The sequence below is a fragment of the Ascidiimonas meishanensis genome (assembly GCF_037782385.1).
GTDB lineage: Bacteria > Bacteroidota > Bacteroidia > Flavobacteriales > Flavobacteriaceae > Ascidiimonas > Ascidiimonas meishanensis.
On sequence record NZ_JBBEXD010000004.1, the window covers coordinates 80,466 to 98,062 of the forward strand.

A 17,597-nucleotide genomic window follows, 5' to 3' on the forward strand; every position below is an offset into this window, starting at 1 on the left:
TAATTTTAGTGTTCGTTTAAATAAACTCCACTTTTAATTTTTATAGTATTTTTTTGTTAGGATGCCAGGTTAGGATTTAACCATTTCCTAGCCTTTTCAACAGAAATTCCTCTTCTTTGTGCATAGTCTAATAACTGGTCTTCTGTTATCTTCCCTAATCCAAAATAACGACTCTCTGGATGTGCAAAATAATATCCTGAAACTGATGCCGCAGGCCACATAGCTAAGCTCTCTGTAAGGCTAACCCCTATTTGTTTTTCAACTTCAAGTAGAGACCAAATAGTTTCTTTTTCTAAATGATCTGGACACGCAGGATAACCTGGCGCTGGACGAACTCCTTTATACGATTCTTTTATTAACTCAAGATTACTCAAGGCTTCATCAGAGGCATATCCCCAATATTCTTTTCTTACTTTTTCATGAAGATATTCGGCAAAAGCTTCTGCAAATCTATCTGCCAGTGCCTTTACCATAATGCTATTGTAATCATCATGATTTGCTTCATACTGAGCCGCTAGCTCATCGGCACCAAAACCAGTAGTCACACAAAAAAAACCCATATAGTCTTGAATACCAGATTCTTTTGGAGCGATAAAATCTGATAGTGCAAAATTAGGCTTTCCGGCATGTTTCTTTAATTGTTGCCTCAATGTTAGAAATGAAAACGATTGATCTTTATGCAGAACTTCAATATCATCATCATTTATAGTGTTTGCAGGAAATATTCCAAATACGGCTTTTGCATGGATTAGTTTTTCTTCAAGAAGTTGCTTCATGATTTCCTTTGCATCTAAAAACAAGGCACTCGCCTGCTCCCCTACTACTGGATCCTCTAGAATTTCAGGATATTTACCATGTAAATCCCAGCTTCTAAAGAAAGGACTCCAATCAATATAAGGAACCAGTTTTTCCAAATCCATTTCTTCAATAACTTTTATTCCGTTTTGGGCGGGAGAAATAGGTTTGTAGTTTTTAAAATCTGCTTGATATTTATTGGCTCTTGCTGATTCAATAGAAATATAATCTTTCTTTTTACCTCTTTCCAGAAATTGGGTTCGAAACTGATTATATTCTTCATGGATAAGTTTCTTAAATTCATTGTTATTTTTTTTCAACAAACTTCCAACCACAGTTACTGCTTTGGAGGCATCATTCACATGAATAACTGTATTTGAATATCCGGGTGCTATTTTTACCGCTGTATGCGCACGCGAAGTGGTGGCACCTCCAATGAGTAATGGAATTTCCATCTGTTGTTTTTCCATTTCATTTGCCAGATACACCATTTCATCTAGTGATGGAGTTATAAGTCCACTTAGCCCTATTATATCTACTTTTTCTTCTACTGCTTTTTGTATGATTTTTTCAGGAGGCACCATTACACCAAGATCAATAATCTCATAATTATTACATCCAAGCACTACCCCTACAATATTCTTTCCTATATCATGAACGTCCCCTTTAACGGTAGCTAATAATATTTTACCTGCATACTCTTTTTTTCCATCCTTTTCTGCCTCTATAAAAGGCAACAAGTAAGCAACCGCACGTTTCATTACTCTGGCAGATTTAACCACCTGTGGCAAAAACATTTTTCCACTCCCAAATAAATCACCTACCACATTCATGCCTTTCATTAAATACACTTCAATGACCTCAATAGGCTTCTCAACTTTTAAACGTGCTTCTTCTGCATCTTCAAGTATAAATTCATCAATACCCTTTACCAAAGCATGCGTAATTCGCTCTTGCAACTCAAGATTTCTCCACTCTTTTTTCTGCTTTTCGGTAACTTTAGCAGACCCTTTAACTGTTTCTGCAAATTCCAAAAGACGCTCTGTGGCATCATCTCTTCTATCAAACAGTACATCTTCTACATGGGTAAGTAAGTCTTTAGGAATTTGATCATAAACCTCTAATAATTCTGGGTTAACGATTCCCATATTCATTCCATTTTTAATGGCATGATATAAGAATGATGAGTGCATTGCCTCTCTTACTGTATTATTACCTCTAAAAGAAAACGACACGTTGCTTACCCCTCCGCTTACGCTTGCATGCGGCAGGTTTGTTCTTATCCATTTGGTTGCTTTAAAAAAGTCCAAAGCATTTTTCCGATGCTCTTCCATTCCTGTAGCTACCGGAAAAATATTAGGATCAAAAATAATATCCTCTGGGGCAAAGTTTACCTGATTAACCAGAATATCATAAGATCTTTTGCATATTTCAATACGGCGTTCATAGGTATCTGCCTGACCATCTTCATCAAATGCCATGACAATAACGGCTGCACCATACATTTTAATGAGTGAGGCTTGTTTTATAAAGTTGGCTTCTCCTTCCTTAAGACTAATAGAATTTACCACACTTTTACCTTGAACCACCTTTAAACCAGCTTCAATGATTTCCCATTTAGAACTGTCAATCATTATGGGTACTCTTGAAATATCAGGTTCAGAAGCAATTAAATTTAAGAAGATAGTCATGACTTTAACTCCATCTAACATGCCTTCATCCATGTTGATGTCTATAATTTGGGCTCCTCCTTCTACCTGCGCTCTAGCGACTTCTAAAGCTTCTGTATACTTTTCTTCCCTGATTAGTCTAAGAAATTTTCGGGAACCTGTAACATTTGTACGTTCACCAATATTTATAAAATTACTATCTGGAGTTATAACTAATGGCTCTAGCCCGGAAAGTTTTAGATAATGAGTACTCATACTTTATATACTATTAGACATTAACATTTAACTTTCTAGGCTGGTATTGTGCCGCAGCGATGGTAATTGCCTTAATATGTGCGGGCGTTGTTCCACAACAACCCCCAATAATATTTACCAAACCATCTTTTAAGTAGCTTTCAATTTGTTCACGCATTTCTTCTGGGGTTTCATCGTAGGCACCAAAAGCATTTGGCAAACCTGCATTAGGATGTGCTGAGGTATAAAATGAAGCTTCCCTAGCAAGTCTTTGTAAATAAGGTTGTAATTGTTTAGCTCCAAGTGCACAATTAAACCCTACACTTAATATAGGTATGTGCGAAATTGAAATTAGGAAGGCTTCCACGGTTTGTCCAGATAAGGTTCTACCGCTAGCGTCTGTAATGGTGCCACTTACCATTATAGGAATCTCCACCTGTTTTTCCTTTTTAACTTTCTCTATGGCAAACAGCGCTGCTTTAGCATTTAAGGTATCAAAAATAGTTTCCACTAATAAAAGATGACATCCTCCTTCTATTAGAGCAATTGTCTGTTCTTCATAAGCAACTACCAATTCATCAAACGTAACTGCCCTATATGCCGGATCATTTACATCTGGAGACATACTTGCTGTTCTATTTGTTGGACCTATAGAGCCTGCAACAAATCTTGGCTTTTGAGGTTCTTTCTCTGTAAATGAATCTGCTACTTCTCTGGCTAACTTTGCAGACTCATAGTTAAGTTCATATACAAGAGACTCCATTTCATAGTCAGCCATGGCTATTGAAGTTCCTGAAAATGTATTTGTTTCTACAATATCGGCACCTGCTTCGAAATATTTTCGGTGAATTTCTTTTATTGCATAGGGTTGTGTAAGAGATAAAAGGTCATTATTTCCCTTTAGTAGAAGATGGTAATCTTTAAAACGTTCCCCTCTGTAGTCTTCTTCAGTGAAATTATATTCCTGAAGCATGGTTCCCATCGCTCCATCAAGTATTAAAATTCGCTTTTCTATTTCAGCATAAATCTTATTCATTATTTTTCAATTTAATTGACTTTTAAAATCTTGTAAAAACTTTAAACCGAGTGTATACTCGAAAACCTAATAAGTTTAATTTATAGGTTATCAAAAAAATTGAATGGAGTAAAAAATACAAAAAAAATTGTATTTGTCATCTTTCCCCTTTCGGGTAGAATGTAGCACCTTCTCTGTTAAGAACTGAGGGTTGCTAAGGTTTCCACGGGTCTATTCCCTTCACCTTTCTTGATAACACATGATGTAATTAGAACTTATAACAAAGAACGGCATTAAATTTATTTTATACAATACTTTTTACAACTTCCTTTTTAGCTTCTTTAACTGTACCATCAAAACCGCTAACTCCACTAACCGTAGTATATTTCATAACATAACGTTTACCAGGGTTAATTCTTTGGTAAGCACTTTGACACATAATAGCAGCTTCATGAAACCCAGAAAGTATCAATTTAAGCTTCCCTTTGTAGGTATTTACATCTCCAATAGCGTAGATACCTGGTATGTTTGTTGAATAATCGTATGAATTATCTACTTTAATAGCATTCTTCTCAATTTCGAGTCCCCAGTTGGCTATAGGACCAAGCTTAGGCGATAATCCAAACAGAGGAATAAATTCATCCAGTTCTCTTACGGCCTCTTGACCAGAATTGTATTTAATGGTTACCGATGATAGCTCATCTTCACCATGCAAACCAGTTACTTGTGCCTCTGTAATTAAGTCTATTTTACCTAATTTAGAAAGCTCAGCTACTTTTTCAACTGAATCTAATGCACCTCTAAATTCTTTTCTTCTATGAACCAGAGTTACTTCTTCTGCCACATCTGCTAAAAAAATCGACCAGTCAAGTGCTGAATCTCCACCTCCTGCAATAATTACTTTTTTACCTCGAAATTTTTCAGGATCTCTAATGATATATGAAACTCCCTTATCTTCAAAATTGACAATATTTTCTAATGGTGGTTTTCTAGGCTCAAAAGACCCTAATCCTCCAGCAATAGCTATAACGGGTGCATGGTGTTTTGTTCCTTTATTAGTGGTTACAATAAAAGAACCATCTTCAAGTTTTTCAATGGTTTCTGCGCGCTCTCCCAAAGTAAAACCTGGTTCAAAAGGTTTAATTTGTTCCATTAGATTGGTTACTAAATCACCAGCTAATATCTCAGGGAAACCAGGAATATCATAAATGGGTTTTTTAGGATAAATCTCAGAGCATTGTCCACCTGGTTGAGGCAATGCATCTATAAGGTGTGTTTTCATTTTTAACAATCCTGCTTCAAAAACCGTAAATAGTCCTGTAGGTCCTGCACCTATTATAAGTATGTCTGTTTTAATCATTTTTTCTATTTTTTTAAATCTTAATCAATTGGTTTTAAGTTTATTAGACTGATACTTTGTATTGTCAATCCACTTAAGAATTAATTACATGCACCAATTCTTCTTTATAAAAGTCTCTCAGTTTATGACTATGTTTTACAACTTCGCCAATCACAATAACTGCCGGAGAGCTTAATTTCTTTTGCTTCACTACTTGTACTATCGTTTCAACAGTACCAATCCCTGTTTTTTCTTGAGTTGTGGTGCCATTTTGAATAATTGCTACTGGCATATCATGCTTATCTTGTGCTTTGAAAATGTCAACAATCTCTGTGAGCTTGCTCATTCCCATTAGAATCACAACGGTTGCAGAAGATTTTGCTGCATGCACCACATCATTAGACAGTTTTCGCTGTGAAGTAGTGCCCGTGATCACCCAGAAGCTTTCTGTAACTCCTCTTTTTGTGAGTGCAATTCCCTGATTTGCTGGAACGGCGGCTGAAGATGAAATACCTGGAACTACCTCACTGGAAATTCCAAAACTTTCTGCATGTTCAATTTCTTCTGTACCACGACCAAAAATAAAAGGATCACCTCCTTTAAGACGAACTACGTGACCATGTTCAAAGGCTTTGTTTACAATAAGCTGATTGATTTCGTCTTGGGTATGTGCCATATACCCTTTTCTTTTTCCAACGAATATTTTTATAGCATTTTGAGATGCATAGGTTAGCAGTTTTTTATTCACTAAAGCATCATATAAAACTACATCTGCTTCTGCCAAAGCTCGCGCACCCTTTATGGTAAATAAATCCGGGTCTCCAGGCCCTGCTCCTACAAGAGTTAATCTTGCTTTTCTAGTTTGTTGCATATTCCAATTCCTTTTTACGGTACGCATCACTCAATTGATAAAAGTTTTTTGCGTCACTTAGATATTTAAGAGCAAAAGCCTCTGTAGGCTCATTGGCTTTTACCTGATAGACAAAATCTTCAAAACTTCCCTGAAAATCAATTTTCTGATTTTCAATAAAGGCTTCATTAAATTGTTTAATAATGCCTGCCTGCGTATTAGTTGTTATTTTTTCACCCAGAAGTAATGCTTTCGCTGTGTTTACAATACTTGTATAAGAATGGTAAATACTATCTGACCATTTATTCTGATTAATTGCCTCCTGAGAAAGATCTAATTTTTCTTCACTTTCAAAAAGTAGCGTTGCCACCAAATCAATTACCACTCCTGCACACTCACCTACTCCTACGGCTTTGATATATGGTTTATTGTGACCCCAATCTATAAATTCTTCTGGTTCTAGATTGGTTACATCTGCCAGAGGCTTTAAGAAATCATAAAAATATATCTGTCCTTGTCTGTTGTAGTATTCAACAAAGGTTTCGTTATTTAATCGATTATTTTCATAATCATTTAACACTAATCTTAAGGCTTGAGGCCCTCTTTTGCTAGGAACCTTAATTACTTTATCTGCAAACTGCCCTTTTCCATCTCCCAGAACACCTCCGCCCAATAAAACTTGTAAAGCGGGCGCAACCAACTTGCCGACGCGTACAGACATTCCCTGAAAACCAATTTGTGCCATGTTATGCTGACCACAAGCATTCATACACCCACTAATTTTGATAGTGATATCTTTATTATTAAGATATTGTGGATATTCCTTATGAAGTACTTCCTCTAATTTTGAAGCAATTCCTGTACTACTTGCGATACCTAAATTACAAGTATCTGTGCCAGGACATGCAGTGATGTCTACCGCAGAATTGTATCCAACATCCGTAAATCCTAAAGATTTTAACTGTTGATAAAAATAAGGTAAGTCTTCTACTTTAACATGAGGTATTAAAATGTCTTGTCTTAAAGAAAGACGTAATTCATTTGCTGCATGATTTTTAATCAATGTAGCTAATTTTCTGGCTTTATCTGTATAGAAATCTCCTAAAAAGACTTTTACGCCAATGGCAACATATCCTTCCTGTTTTTGAGAGATCACATTCAACGCCTTCCATTGCTCATAGTCCTCAAAATTCTCAATATTTGTTTCAGGAGTATTTAATTTATCTGAAAAATTTGGCTCAAAACTATTCTCCGAAATTTCAAATGCATGATGTGAAAGTGCTTTTTGTTCATCTACTACCAATTTCAGAAATTCTTCAACTCCTAGATCTTTGATAAGAAACTTCATTCTTGCTTTAAGTCTTTTTGATCTTTCTCCGTAACGATCAAAAATTCGTAGCACACCTTCTGTTAAAGGAATAATTTTATCTGTTTCCAAAAATTCATAGATAACATCTGCATGACGAGGTTGAGAACCCAATCCTCCGCCTAGTAATACTTTAAATCCTTTTTTACCATCTTTTATTTTCGCAATAAAACCTAGATCATGAATATAACTTAATGCCGTATCTTCATCACTACCACTAAATGAAATTTTGAATTTACGCCCCATTTCTTGATTTACCGGGTTTCGCAAGAAGAATTTGAACATGGCATCTGCGTATGCACTTACATCAAATGCTTCCTTTTTGTCAATTCCTGCGGTTTCACTTGCCGTGATATTTCTAACGGTATTTCCGCAAGCCTCTCTAAGAGTTACATCATCTCTTTCTAATTGTGCCCAAAGCTCTGGAGTTCTATCTAAAGAAACATAATGAATTTGAATATCCTGACGGGTGGTTATATGTAATCTTCCTGTAGAAAACTCGTCGGAAACATCTGAGATTCTCAATAATTGATCTCCGGTAAGACGTCCATATGGAATCTTAATTCGTATCATTTGCACTCCTGGCTGTCTTTGTCCATAAACTCCCCTTGCCAGTCTGAGGCTTCTAAAACGTTCCTCATCAACTTTACCTTCTTTAAAAAGCCTAATCTTTTTTTCGAGTTCTACAATATCTCTTTCAACTATGGGGTTTTCTATTTCCGTTCTAAAGCTTTGCATTATTAGTCTATTTAATCTATAGATTTATAGTATTTGTACGCTAAAATATAGTTTATTATTTAAATTTCGATGATTTTTTTAATTTATTTCAGGTATTAAGTGCTTGATTGATATCATTTATGATATCTTTTGGGGCTTCTAAGCCTACAGAAATTCTCACTAAACCATCAGTAATACCAACCTCTAACCGATCTTCTGGCGATAATTTACTATGGGTTGTTGAGGCAGGATGGGTTACAATAGTTCTGGTATCGCCTAAGTTGGCAGATAAAGAACACATTTGCAGATTATTTAAAAAATTACGTCCTGCGGATAGTCCTCCTTTAAGTTGAAAAGCAATAATGCTTCCACCAGCTTTCATTTGTTTTACCGCAATTTTATATTGGGGATGCGATTCTAAAAAAGGATATTTTACCATGTCAATTTCAGATTGACTTTCTAAATATGTGGCTACCTGATGTGCATTTTCACAATGCCTATCTACTCTTACTGCCAGAGTTTCCATACTTTTAGAAAGTGTCCAGGCGTTAAATGGAGAAAGGGAAGGGCCTGTATTTCTGGCAAAAAGATAAATTTCTCTTATAAGTTCTGCGCTCCCAACGGTAACCCCTCCTAAAACTCTTCCTTGTCCATCAATAAGTTTTGTAGCTGAATGAATTACTAAATCTGCTCCATACTTAATTGGATTCTGTAAGTAAGGAGTAGCAAAACAATTATCTATTATTAAAAGTAAATTATGCGCTTTAGCAATTTTCCCTAATAATTCTAAATCCAAAATATCCACCCCAGGGTTTGTAGGGGTTTCGGCATAAATAATCTTTGTTTCCGGTTTAATTAATGTAGTTATTTTTTCTACCTCATCAATTTTAAAATAGGAAGTTTCAATATTCCATTTAGGTAAATACTTGGTAAACAATGTATGTGTAGAACCAAAAATTGATCTTGCAGATATAATATGATCTCCACTTGACAACAATGCAGCAAATGTTGAAAAAACAGCTGCCATACCAGTAGCAAAAGCGTATCCTGCTTCTGCATTTTCCATTTCACAAATCTTAGCTACAAATTCAGAATTATTTGGATTCGTAAATCGCGAATAAATATTTCGAGATTTTTCCTCCGAAAATGAAGCTCTCATATCTTCGGCATCGTCAAACACAAATCCCGATGTAAGATAAATAGGAGTTGTATGCTCGTTATATGCTGTTTTATCTAAAGTGTTGCGAATAGCACCGGTTTCCTTTGAATTATAGCTCATAATTTTGTTCCGTTGAGGTGAACCTCATATGTTATTTTCATTGTCTTTTCAAGCGTTTTAGAAACTGAACAATAAACATCAAAAGAGAGTTGTGCTGCCCTTAATGCTTTTGAAGGATCTATTGCTCCTTCCAAAAATACTTTTAAATGTGCATTTTGAAACAATGCGGGGACTTTATCTTGTTCACGTTCTGCCTCTAATTCTACATGATATTTGGTGATTGTTTGCTTTTGTTTTTTTAAGATAGATACAATATCAATTCCACTGCACCCAGCAATACCCATAAGCAATAACTCCATGGGCCCAGCCCCTTTTACAATACCATCTTGACGGTTCTTATTGTCCATTAAAACCGTATTTCCTCTTTCATTTCTTGCTTCAAAAAGAAACTCGTTATCAATTCTATCTAAAAATATTTTCATGATTTGCCTTATTTACTTTAAATCTTATCGTCCTTAAAATTATTAAAATACATCGATCTTTTTTGTGATTACTGTTGCCTTTGCAATCTTTATAACATCTGAAAGTAGGCCACGCGCTGTAACTTCCTTGCCAGCTCCAGCTCCTCTAATCACCAATGGCTCTTCTCCATAAGATGTAGTATATATTTCAAATAAAGAGTCCGTTCCTTTTAACTGACCTAATGACGAATTTTCTGGTTCTGACACCAATTTTACTTCCAAGGTTTTGTTTTTGACATTTAATTCTCCAATATACCTCAAAACATAGTTTGGTTTTTGCGTAATCTTTGCCGTTTCAAATGGTTCATCTAATTCTGAAAGATTCCTTAAAAACCAATTGAGAGAAGATTGTTCATCTAAGTTTGGAATAAGTAAACTCCTTATTTTCACTTCCTCAAGTTCAAATGAAATTCCCACTTCTCTTGCTAGAATAAGTAATTTACGTGCTACGTCTTTACCGCTTAAATCAATTCTGGGATCTGGTTCTGTATATCCTAATTTTAGTGCATCTCTTACTACCGCAGAAAAAGAAATATCTGCTTTACAAAATGTATTAAAAATATAACTTAGAGAACCTGAAAAAACCCCTCTAATTTTTGTGATTTCATCACCACATTCATATAATCCTTTTACAGTCTCAATTACAGGTAACCCCGCCCCAACATTAGTTTCATATCTAAATGATTTATCATACTTATGAAGTGCCTCCCTTAATTCATTATAGTTTTTTTGTGAGTCTGTATTTGCAATTTTATTCGCCGCAACTATATGAAATCCGTTACTTATCAAAAATTTATAAGACGAGCTTAAGGTATGACTTGCTGTTGCGTCTATTGCAATAAGATTCTCCATTTGATGTAATTGTAACAATTGAATCATATCATTTAAATGATAATCTTCTATTTCTATTATCTTGCCTTTAGCATTAACTATTCCATTTGGATTAAATTGAAACTTATTTGAGTCTGCAAGACCTATTAAATTCAATTTTAGATTTAATGAAGATTGGATAAAACCAGAGGCTTCCCTTAATTGCTTGACCAAGGTGTTGCCAACATTTCCATTGCCAAACAATACAAGATTTATATTAGTGTGGAACATAATTTTTCTCGCTTGTGGGTTTAAAAATTTTTGAAAGAATTGCGTGAAGTTGTTTAAATTCAATTAAAAAAGCATCATGCCCATGAATGGAGTCTATTTCTTCATAATAGACATTTTCTTTCACTTCCTTGAGTATTTGTAGTGTTTGTCTGTTTTGATCGGGGGTAAAGAAAATATCAGAATTAATACCTATCATGTGGATGTCAGATTTAATATCTTTCACTACTTCTACAAAACTTCCTCTTCCTGAAGTGATATCAATTGTTCTTAATAAATTATTCAATAACTTATACGCTGCTAATTCAAATCGCTCTTCTAACTTATTTCCATGATGCAGTAACCAGGTTTCTACATTGAAAAGATTCTTTTCCTCATTTACTGAGCGTCCAAATTTGGCTTCTAATGATTTTTGCGAACGGTAACAGAGCATTGCATGCATACGAGCATCTTGCAATGGTTGTGATGAATTTGTAAGTATTTGATCTTGCACTCTACAATTTGCAATAAGCCAATCTGTTGATTTCCAATCTGAAGCTATAGGAATTAAATGTTGAATCAACTCTGGTTCCAATACTGCCATTTCCCAAGCAATACCGCCACCAACTGATCCACCAATAACTGCAAAAACATTTGTGATCTCAAGCTTTTTCAAACCTTCATTAATAATTCTTGCTGCATCACGCGCAATAAAATCTAAATAATTATCTATCAAACTTCCGTCATAACCATTACCTGGAACATTAAAGGCTACTACTGAGTAAATATTTGTGTCTATTAGCTTTTGTGAACCAATAAGATCATTCCACCAACCATCTGATCCTGTCACTGTTGAATTACCAGTAAGCGCATGGTTTACTACCACAATAGGGGCTGTACCCAAAGGCTTTCCAAAACTTTCATAAGACAAACGAAGATCTGCATATGCCTTTCCCTTGCAGGTAATAAAATCTGGTATATCAATAAAATTTAAGTTACTCATCTTTTAATATTTATAGCCCACTATTATTTTTAAGCAAAACGTTAAAAGAAAAGCGATAGAAAAGAAGTAAAATCTCTTGTTATCTGTCCTTACCAGAAAAACCTGGCAAAAGGTAGAATGTAGCACCTTCTTTAATAAGTAAAGGGTTGCTAAGGCATCAACGGGTCTAGTCCCTACGCCTTTCTTTATAACATTTTCAATATATATATGAATTAATGAAAACAAAATAATAGTATTTCTATGTATTGAACATCATTTTTGTAATTTTTAAACGGAAACTAGCTTTTTTGTTTCAAATAATGCTTTTTTAAGATCTTCTTTAAGGTCTTCAATATCCTCCAAACCTATGGACAAACGAACCAAATCTTTGGTGACACCAGTAGCCTCCTGTTGTTCATCTGTTAGTTGTTGATGGGTAGTACTCGCTGGGTGAATAATTAATGACTTTGTATCTCCTATATTGGCAAGTAGCGAAAAGAGTTTGGTTTGATCTGCAATTATTTTTGCCGCTTCATATCCACCCTTTGCACCAAATGTTACAATACCACTTTGCCCAAATGGTAAATATTCTTTTGCCAAAGCATTGTATTTACTACTTTCCAGTCCTGGATAATTAACCCAGCTTACCTCTTCTTGATCAGAAAGCCATTTAGCTAACTCTAATGCTTGTTCACTATGCTTTTGAATACGAATTTTTAAGGTCTCTAAACCTTGTAGTATTTGGAAGGCATTCAGCGGACTTAACGCAGCTCCATAATCTCTTAGGCCTTCAATTCGTACTTTAGCAATAAAAGCTGCTTCTTTTAATGCTTCATGATAAATAAGCCCGTGATACCCTTTTGAAGGTTCTGTAAATTCTGGGAACTTTCCATTACTCCAATCAAAATTTCCTGCATCTATAATAACACCTCCAAGTGAAGTACCATTACCATTAATATATTTGGTAAGAGAATGGATTACAATATTTGCACCGTGTTTAATAGGGTTTAACAGAGCTGGTGTTGCAACTGTATTATCTACAATCAACGGCACCTTTATGTTAGCAGCCTTCTGGGAAACAGCTTTAAGGTCCACTACATCCAATTTCGGGTTTCCTAAAGACTCGACAAATACAGCTCTTGTATTTTCTTGAGCTCCCAACTCAAAATTCTCAGGCTTAGAAGGATCTACAAAGGTGGTTGTTATTCCTAATCTGGGTAATGTTACATTCAAAAGATTATAAGTACCTCCGTAAAGGCTATTGGAGGCAATAATGTGATCTCCCGCTTTAAGCAACGTAAGTAATGTTGTAGCTATAGCAGCCGTTCCTGAAGCAGTCACTACGGCTGCTATACCTCCTTCAAGTTTCGCTAACCTTTGTTCTAAAATATCATTCGTGGGGTTATTAAGCCTGGTGTAAATATATCCAGGTTTTGAAAGTGAGAATAGATCTGCTGCGTGATCTGAGTCATCAAAAACATAAGAGGTTGTCTGATAAATAGGCACCGCCCTTGTTCCTTTATTCTCTTTTACATCATGCCCCGCATGTAGGGCATTAGTATCAAATTTTAAATCGCTCATACTTGTGTTGTTTTTATTAATTTATAGTTACTTCAATAAAAAAGGCCCTTGAAGCATTGATTGCTAAAAGGACCTCTTTGCTAATACCTTATTACTTAAGAAATCTGGTTACAATCAATATCCTTTCTATTGCGCATAGACATACAAATACGCTTTATAAAGTGCATATATACTAGTTTGTGTATGTTTAAGAATTCTATATTCATTTTTCTTCATTAGTTTATTCCACAAAAAAGCCTCTACTAATGCAGAGGCTCTAAGGTTACCATATATATACTTTTTAGGCAATAAAAGACTCTGCTGCTTTAAGCTGCATGGACATCATAATATCGCGCATTTTTAAATTCATATCTTCACTGTTATTTAACAAATATTCAGAAACAATTTTTTGATTTCCAAATTTTTATTCAAAAAAAATAAAATTCCTACTTTTTAGAGATCAAAAGCTTTCTTTACAAGATCTACATAATCCAATTTTTCCCAAGTAAATAATTCTACTTCTTTCTCAACTTTTCCATTATACGGAGATTCAAAAACTTTATTAATTACTATTGGATCTTTGCCCATGTGTCCATAAGCCGCAGATTCTAAATAAATAGGATTTCTAAGTTTGAGTCTTTCTTCAATTGCAAAAGGTCTCATATCAAATAATGCTTCTACTTTTTTTGCAATTTCACCATCAGTCATTGCTACTTTTGAAGTACTGTAAGTATCTACAAAAATAGATGTTGGTTTTACTACTCCTATGGCATAACTTACCTGAACCAATATTTCATCGGCTACACCAGCAGCTACTAAGTTTTTTGCAATATGTCTTGCCGCGTAAGCTGCACTCCTATCTACCTTACTAGGATCTTTTCCACTAAAAGCGCCTCCTCCATGAGCTCCCTTTCCTCCATAGGTATCCACTATAATCTTTCTTCCCGTAAGCCCAGAATCTCCATGAGGACCTCCTATTACAAACTTTCCAGTGGGATTGATATGATACTTGATTTGATCATTAAACAATGTCTGAACGTTCTCCGGGAATTTGCTTTTTACAAGTGGAATCAATATGTTTATGATATCAGACTTAATCTTGGTAAGCATTATCTCATCATCATCATCAAAAGCATCATGTTGTGTAGAAATCACTATAGTATCAATACGTTGAGGCTTGTTTTCATCATTATATTCAATGGTTACTTGTGCCTTTGCATCGGGTCTTAAATAGGGGATTTCTTTGCCTTCTCTTCTTAAAGATGCCAATTCCTGAAGGATTTTATGAGAAATATCAAGTGCCAGGGGCATGTAATTCTCCGTTTCTTTGGTGGCATAACCAAACATCATCCCTTGATCTCCTGCTCCCTGTTCTTCTTTGGTGGCACGATCTACTCCCATATTAATATCTTGAGACTGTTCGTGTATCAACGAAATAACACCACAAGAATCTCCACTAAATTGATAGGCTCCTTTAGTATACCCAATTTTATTAATAACATCTCTTGCAATACTTTGTACATCTAAATAAGTATTGCTTTTTACTTCTCCTGCCAAAACTACTTGACCTGTAGTCACTAATGTTTCACAAGCAACCTTACTTTCAGGATCAAAAGCAAGAAAATTATCTAACAATGCATCACTAATTTGATCTGCGATTTTATCAGGATGTCCTTCACTAACAGATTCAGACGTAAATAAATATGCCATATATTTAATTATTAAAACGAGAAAAGACCAATGATACTGCTAAAGAAGAAACCTGCTTTAGCATTTTTTATCGAGGTTGCAATCAGTCAAATCTTTCCTCTATGATTTGATGCAAATGTAAACATTTGTTTTTATTTGAAGAAGGTTTTAACATTATATTTAATTCATTTATTTATAAGAAATATCTTTCTATACTGGAAATAGGTATGTCAACACCAACTTTATAATTTGCAGATTTTCAATAGAAATATTTGTATTTTGCCAGAGTTCAATACGTTACTTTATGATTTCTATACGAAAAATAATTTGCTGTAGTTTTCTTTTGATAATCAGCTCATGCAGTCTCATCAAAAAACCAACATACGATTTACTCATAGAAAATATAAATGTTATTGATTATAAATCGGGGAAAATCATATCCAATCAAAATATAGGAATTTTAGAAGACAGCATTTTATTCGTAAGACACTATTCTAATAATCAAGACAAAAAAGCTAAAAAAATCATCAAAGGAACGGGAAAATACGCTATCCCAGGATTATGGGATAATCATATTCATCTAAGAGGTGGCGATTCTTTGATAAAAGCAAACAAAGAATTCCTTTCTTTATTTATTGCTAATGGAATCACTGGAATAAGAGATGCTGGAGGAGATCTAAGTGTTCAAATCCGCAAGTGGCGTAATGAAATTAACAAGGGGATACTTGTGGGGCCTAAAATTTATACTTCTGGTCCTAAGATTGACGGAGCAAAGTCCAGATGGCCAGGATCTATTGAAGTTGAAGATATTTCACAAGTTGAAAAAGCACTTGACAGCCTTGAAGCTATTGAAGCCGATTTTATTAAACTTTATGACAGCAAAATTTCGAGAACCGTATATCTTGAAGTTCTAAAACAGGCAAAATCAAGAAATATGATTACTTCGGGACATATGCCTTTTACCGTTTTGCTAAACGAGAATATTGAAAATGGAATTGGGTCTATAGAACATTTATACTATATATTGAAAGGATGCTCATCTAAAGAAGAGGAGGTAACGCATAAAATTAGCAACGGTGAGCTTGGTTTTTGGGACTCATTTGAAATATTAATGAATTCGTATGATGCTGAAACCGCTAAAAATAGTTTTCAACTTATGCGCAATCATAATACATTCGTAACTCCTACCTTATATATTGGAAATGTTTTAAGCAACCTCAAAACTACAAAACACGAACATGACACTTATTTGGAATATATAAACAACAGTCTGGCAAACACCTATAAAGGAAGAGTTAATAGTGCATTAAACGCTAATGAAGAACGTTATCAAATGAGATTAAAACTTCAACATAAATTTCAAGAACTTACCGCGTATTTACAAAAGGCTGAAGTGTCTCTTTTAGCGGGTTCAGATTGCGGAGCATTTAATTCTTATATATACCCTGGTATTTCCCTGCATCAAGAGTTAGAAGCAATGGTAGCTGCCGGTTTATCCAACATTGAAGCTCTTAGAACCTCAACTTATAACGGAGCATCATTTTTAAGACAAGATGATTTCTATGGTTTAATTGCCCAAGGCAAAGCAGCAGATATACTTTTATTAGATAAAAATCCTTTAATTGACATTACCCATACGCGTAAAATTCATATGCTAATTTATAAAGGCAAGGTTTTTTCCAAAGACCGTTTAAATCAATTAAAGCAAGCTACAAAGAATTAAAAATATCTTAAAACATGGAAAGGATTACTAAAAAATAACGTTACATCGAATTTTCTCTTTAAGACGCCCATATTTAAGACACATATCTTTAACTAAAGCATCAGAACTTGTATATTTACACATACCGATATAAATTTTATAATAAAATCAACAAGAAATAACACAGTATAATGCACGTTGCAGTAGCAGGAAATATAGGAGCCGGAAAAACAACTTTAACTAAATTACTATCCAAGCATTACCAATGGGAATCTCATTTTGAAGATGTTGTTGACAATCCGTATTTAGACGATTTCTACAATCAAATGGAACGTTGGAGTTTTAATTTACAGATTTACTTTTTAAATAGTAGATTTAGACAAATTCTTCAAATTAGAGAAAGTGGTAAACAAATTATACAAGACCGAACAATTTATGAAGATGCGCATATTTTTGCTCCCAACCTTCATGCAATGGGCTTGATGACAAATAGAGACTTCAATAATTATAAATCACTTTTTGATTTAATGGAAAGTTTGGTCTTGGCACCAGATTTATTAATTTATTTACGAAGTTCTATTCCAAATCTTGTCAATCAGATTCACAAACGAGGACGCGAGTATGAGAACTCTATTTCTATTGATTATTTAAGTAGATTGAATGAACGCTACGAAGCATGGATTCATAGTTATGATAAAGGAAATCTTTTAATTATAGATGTAGACAACCTTGATTTTGTTGACAATCCTGAAGATTTAGGAAGTATTATCAATAAAATTGACGGAGATTTACATGGCTTATTTTAAACGATCAAAGCTATTTGATGACTAGATACCTATATAAAAAAAGACCTGCATTAAT

The 17,597-nt window shown here is 34.5% G+C and carries 13 protein-coding genes and 2 riboswitches; of the genes, 2 read left to right on the forward strand and 11 right to left on the reverse strand.

All coding sequences use genetic code 11. From position 1 onward, the window contains the following. Positions 1-56: 56 nt before the first annotated feature. The 11 genes from metH to metK form a co-directional block, all read right to left on the reverse strand. The gene (gene metH / locus WBG07_RS08040; RefSeq protein ID WP_340200199.1) at positions 57-2,720 is read right to left on the reverse strand and encodes a methionine synthase; all 2,664 of its coding nucleotides are present in this window, start codon (positions 2,718-2,720) and stop codon (positions 57-59) included. 13 nt (positions 2,721-2,733) lie between these two features. Further along, positions 2,734-3,735 (reverse strand): homocysteine S-methyltransferase family protein, encoded by a 1,002-nt coding sequence (locus tag WBG07_RS08045; protein ID WP_340200201.1) that lies wholly within the window; start codon positions 3,733-3,735, stop codon positions 2,734-2,736. A gap of 133 nt (positions 3,736-3,868) precedes the next feature. Then, positions 3,869-3,973, reverse strand: a riboswitch (SAM riboswitch). Between the two features lie 45 nt (positions 3,974-4,018). Beyond that, positions 4,019-5,074 carry an NAD(P)/FAD-dependent oxidoreductase gene (locus WBG07_RS08050; protein ID WP_340200203.1) on the reverse strand — a complete coding sequence of 352 codons (1,056 nt, stop codon included), beginning with the start codon at positions 5,072-5,074 and terminating at the stop codon, positions 4,019-4,021. 73 nt (positions 5,075-5,147) lie between these two features. After that, positions 5,148-5,924 (reverse strand): uroporphyrinogen-III C-methyltransferase, encoded by a 777-nt coding sequence (gene cobA, locus WBG07_RS08055; RefSeq protein WP_340200205.1) that lies wholly within the window; start codon positions 5,922-5,924, stop codon positions 5,148-5,150. Continuing rightward, positions 5,911-8,007 carry a nitrite reductase gene (locus tag WBG07_RS08060; protein ID WP_340200207.1) on the reverse strand — a complete coding sequence of 699 codons (2,097 nt, stop codon included), beginning with the start codon at positions 8,005-8,007 and terminating at the stop codon, positions 5,911-5,913. The genes cobA and WBG07_RS08060 overlap by 14 nt, the downstream gene beginning before the upstream one ends. Positions 8,008-8,095: 88 nt before the next feature. Beyond that, positions 8,096-9,265: a trans-sulfuration enzyme family protein gene (locus WBG07_RS08065; RefSeq protein ID WP_340200208.1), complete on the reverse strand. Its 1,170-nt coding sequence runs from the start codon at positions 9,263-9,265 to the stop codon at positions 8,096-8,098. Next, complete coding sequence (locus WBG07_RS08070; protein ID WP_340200210.1) at positions 9,262-9,687, reverse strand: OsmC family protein; 426 nt, start codon at positions 9,685-9,687, stop codon at positions 9,262-9,264. The genes WBG07_RS08065 and WBG07_RS08070 overlap by 4 nt, the downstream gene beginning before the upstream one ends. Before the next feature lie 42 nt (positions 9,688-9,729). Further along, positions 9,730-10,827, reverse strand: a complete 1,098-nt coding sequence (locus tag WBG07_RS08075; protein ID WP_340200212.1) for a homoserine dehydrogenase family protein — start codon at positions 10,825-10,827, stop codon at positions 9,730-9,732. After that, on the reverse strand, positions 10,814-11,806 hold the full coding sequence (locus WBG07_RS08080; protein ID WP_340200214.1) for an alpha/beta fold hydrolase: 993 nt from the start codon (positions 11,804-11,806) through the stop codon (positions 10,814-10,816). The genes WBG07_RS08075 and WBG07_RS08080 overlap by 14 nt, the downstream gene beginning before the upstream one ends. A 76-nt stretch (positions 11,807-11,882) precedes the next feature. Continuing rightward, positions 11,883-12,000: riboswitch (SAM riboswitch) on the reverse strand. A gap of 73 nt (positions 12,001-12,073) precedes the next feature. After that, complete coding sequence (locus WBG07_RS08085; protein WP_340200216.1) at positions 12,074-13,366, reverse strand: O-acetylhomoserine aminocarboxypropyltransferase/cysteine synthase family protein; 1,293 nt, start codon at positions 13,364-13,366, stop codon at positions 12,074-12,076. Positions 13,367-13,798: 432 nt separating this feature from the next. Then, positions 13,799-15,055, reverse strand: coding sequence for a methionine adenosyltransferase (metK, locus tag WBG07_RS08090; protein WP_340200218.1), 1,257 nt, complete (start codon positions 15,053-15,055; stop codon positions 13,799-13,801). A 283-nt stretch (positions 15,056-15,338) separates the two neighbouring features. Between metK and WBG07_RS08095 the strand changes: the two genes are divergently transcribed. Further along, the gene (locus WBG07_RS08095; protein WP_340200219.1) at positions 15,339-16,757 is read left to right on the forward strand and encodes an amidohydrolase family protein; all 1,419 of its coding nucleotides are present in this window, start codon (positions 15,339-15,341) and stop codon (positions 16,755-16,757) included. A gap of 170 nt (positions 16,758-16,927) precedes the next feature. Continuing rightward, positions 16,928-17,542 carry a deoxynucleoside kinase gene (locus tag WBG07_RS08100; RefSeq protein WP_340200220.1) on the forward strand — a complete coding sequence of 205 codons (615 nt, stop codon included), beginning with the start codon at positions 16,928-16,930 and terminating at the stop codon, positions 17,540-17,542. Positions 17,543-17,597: the final 55 nt, after the last annotated feature.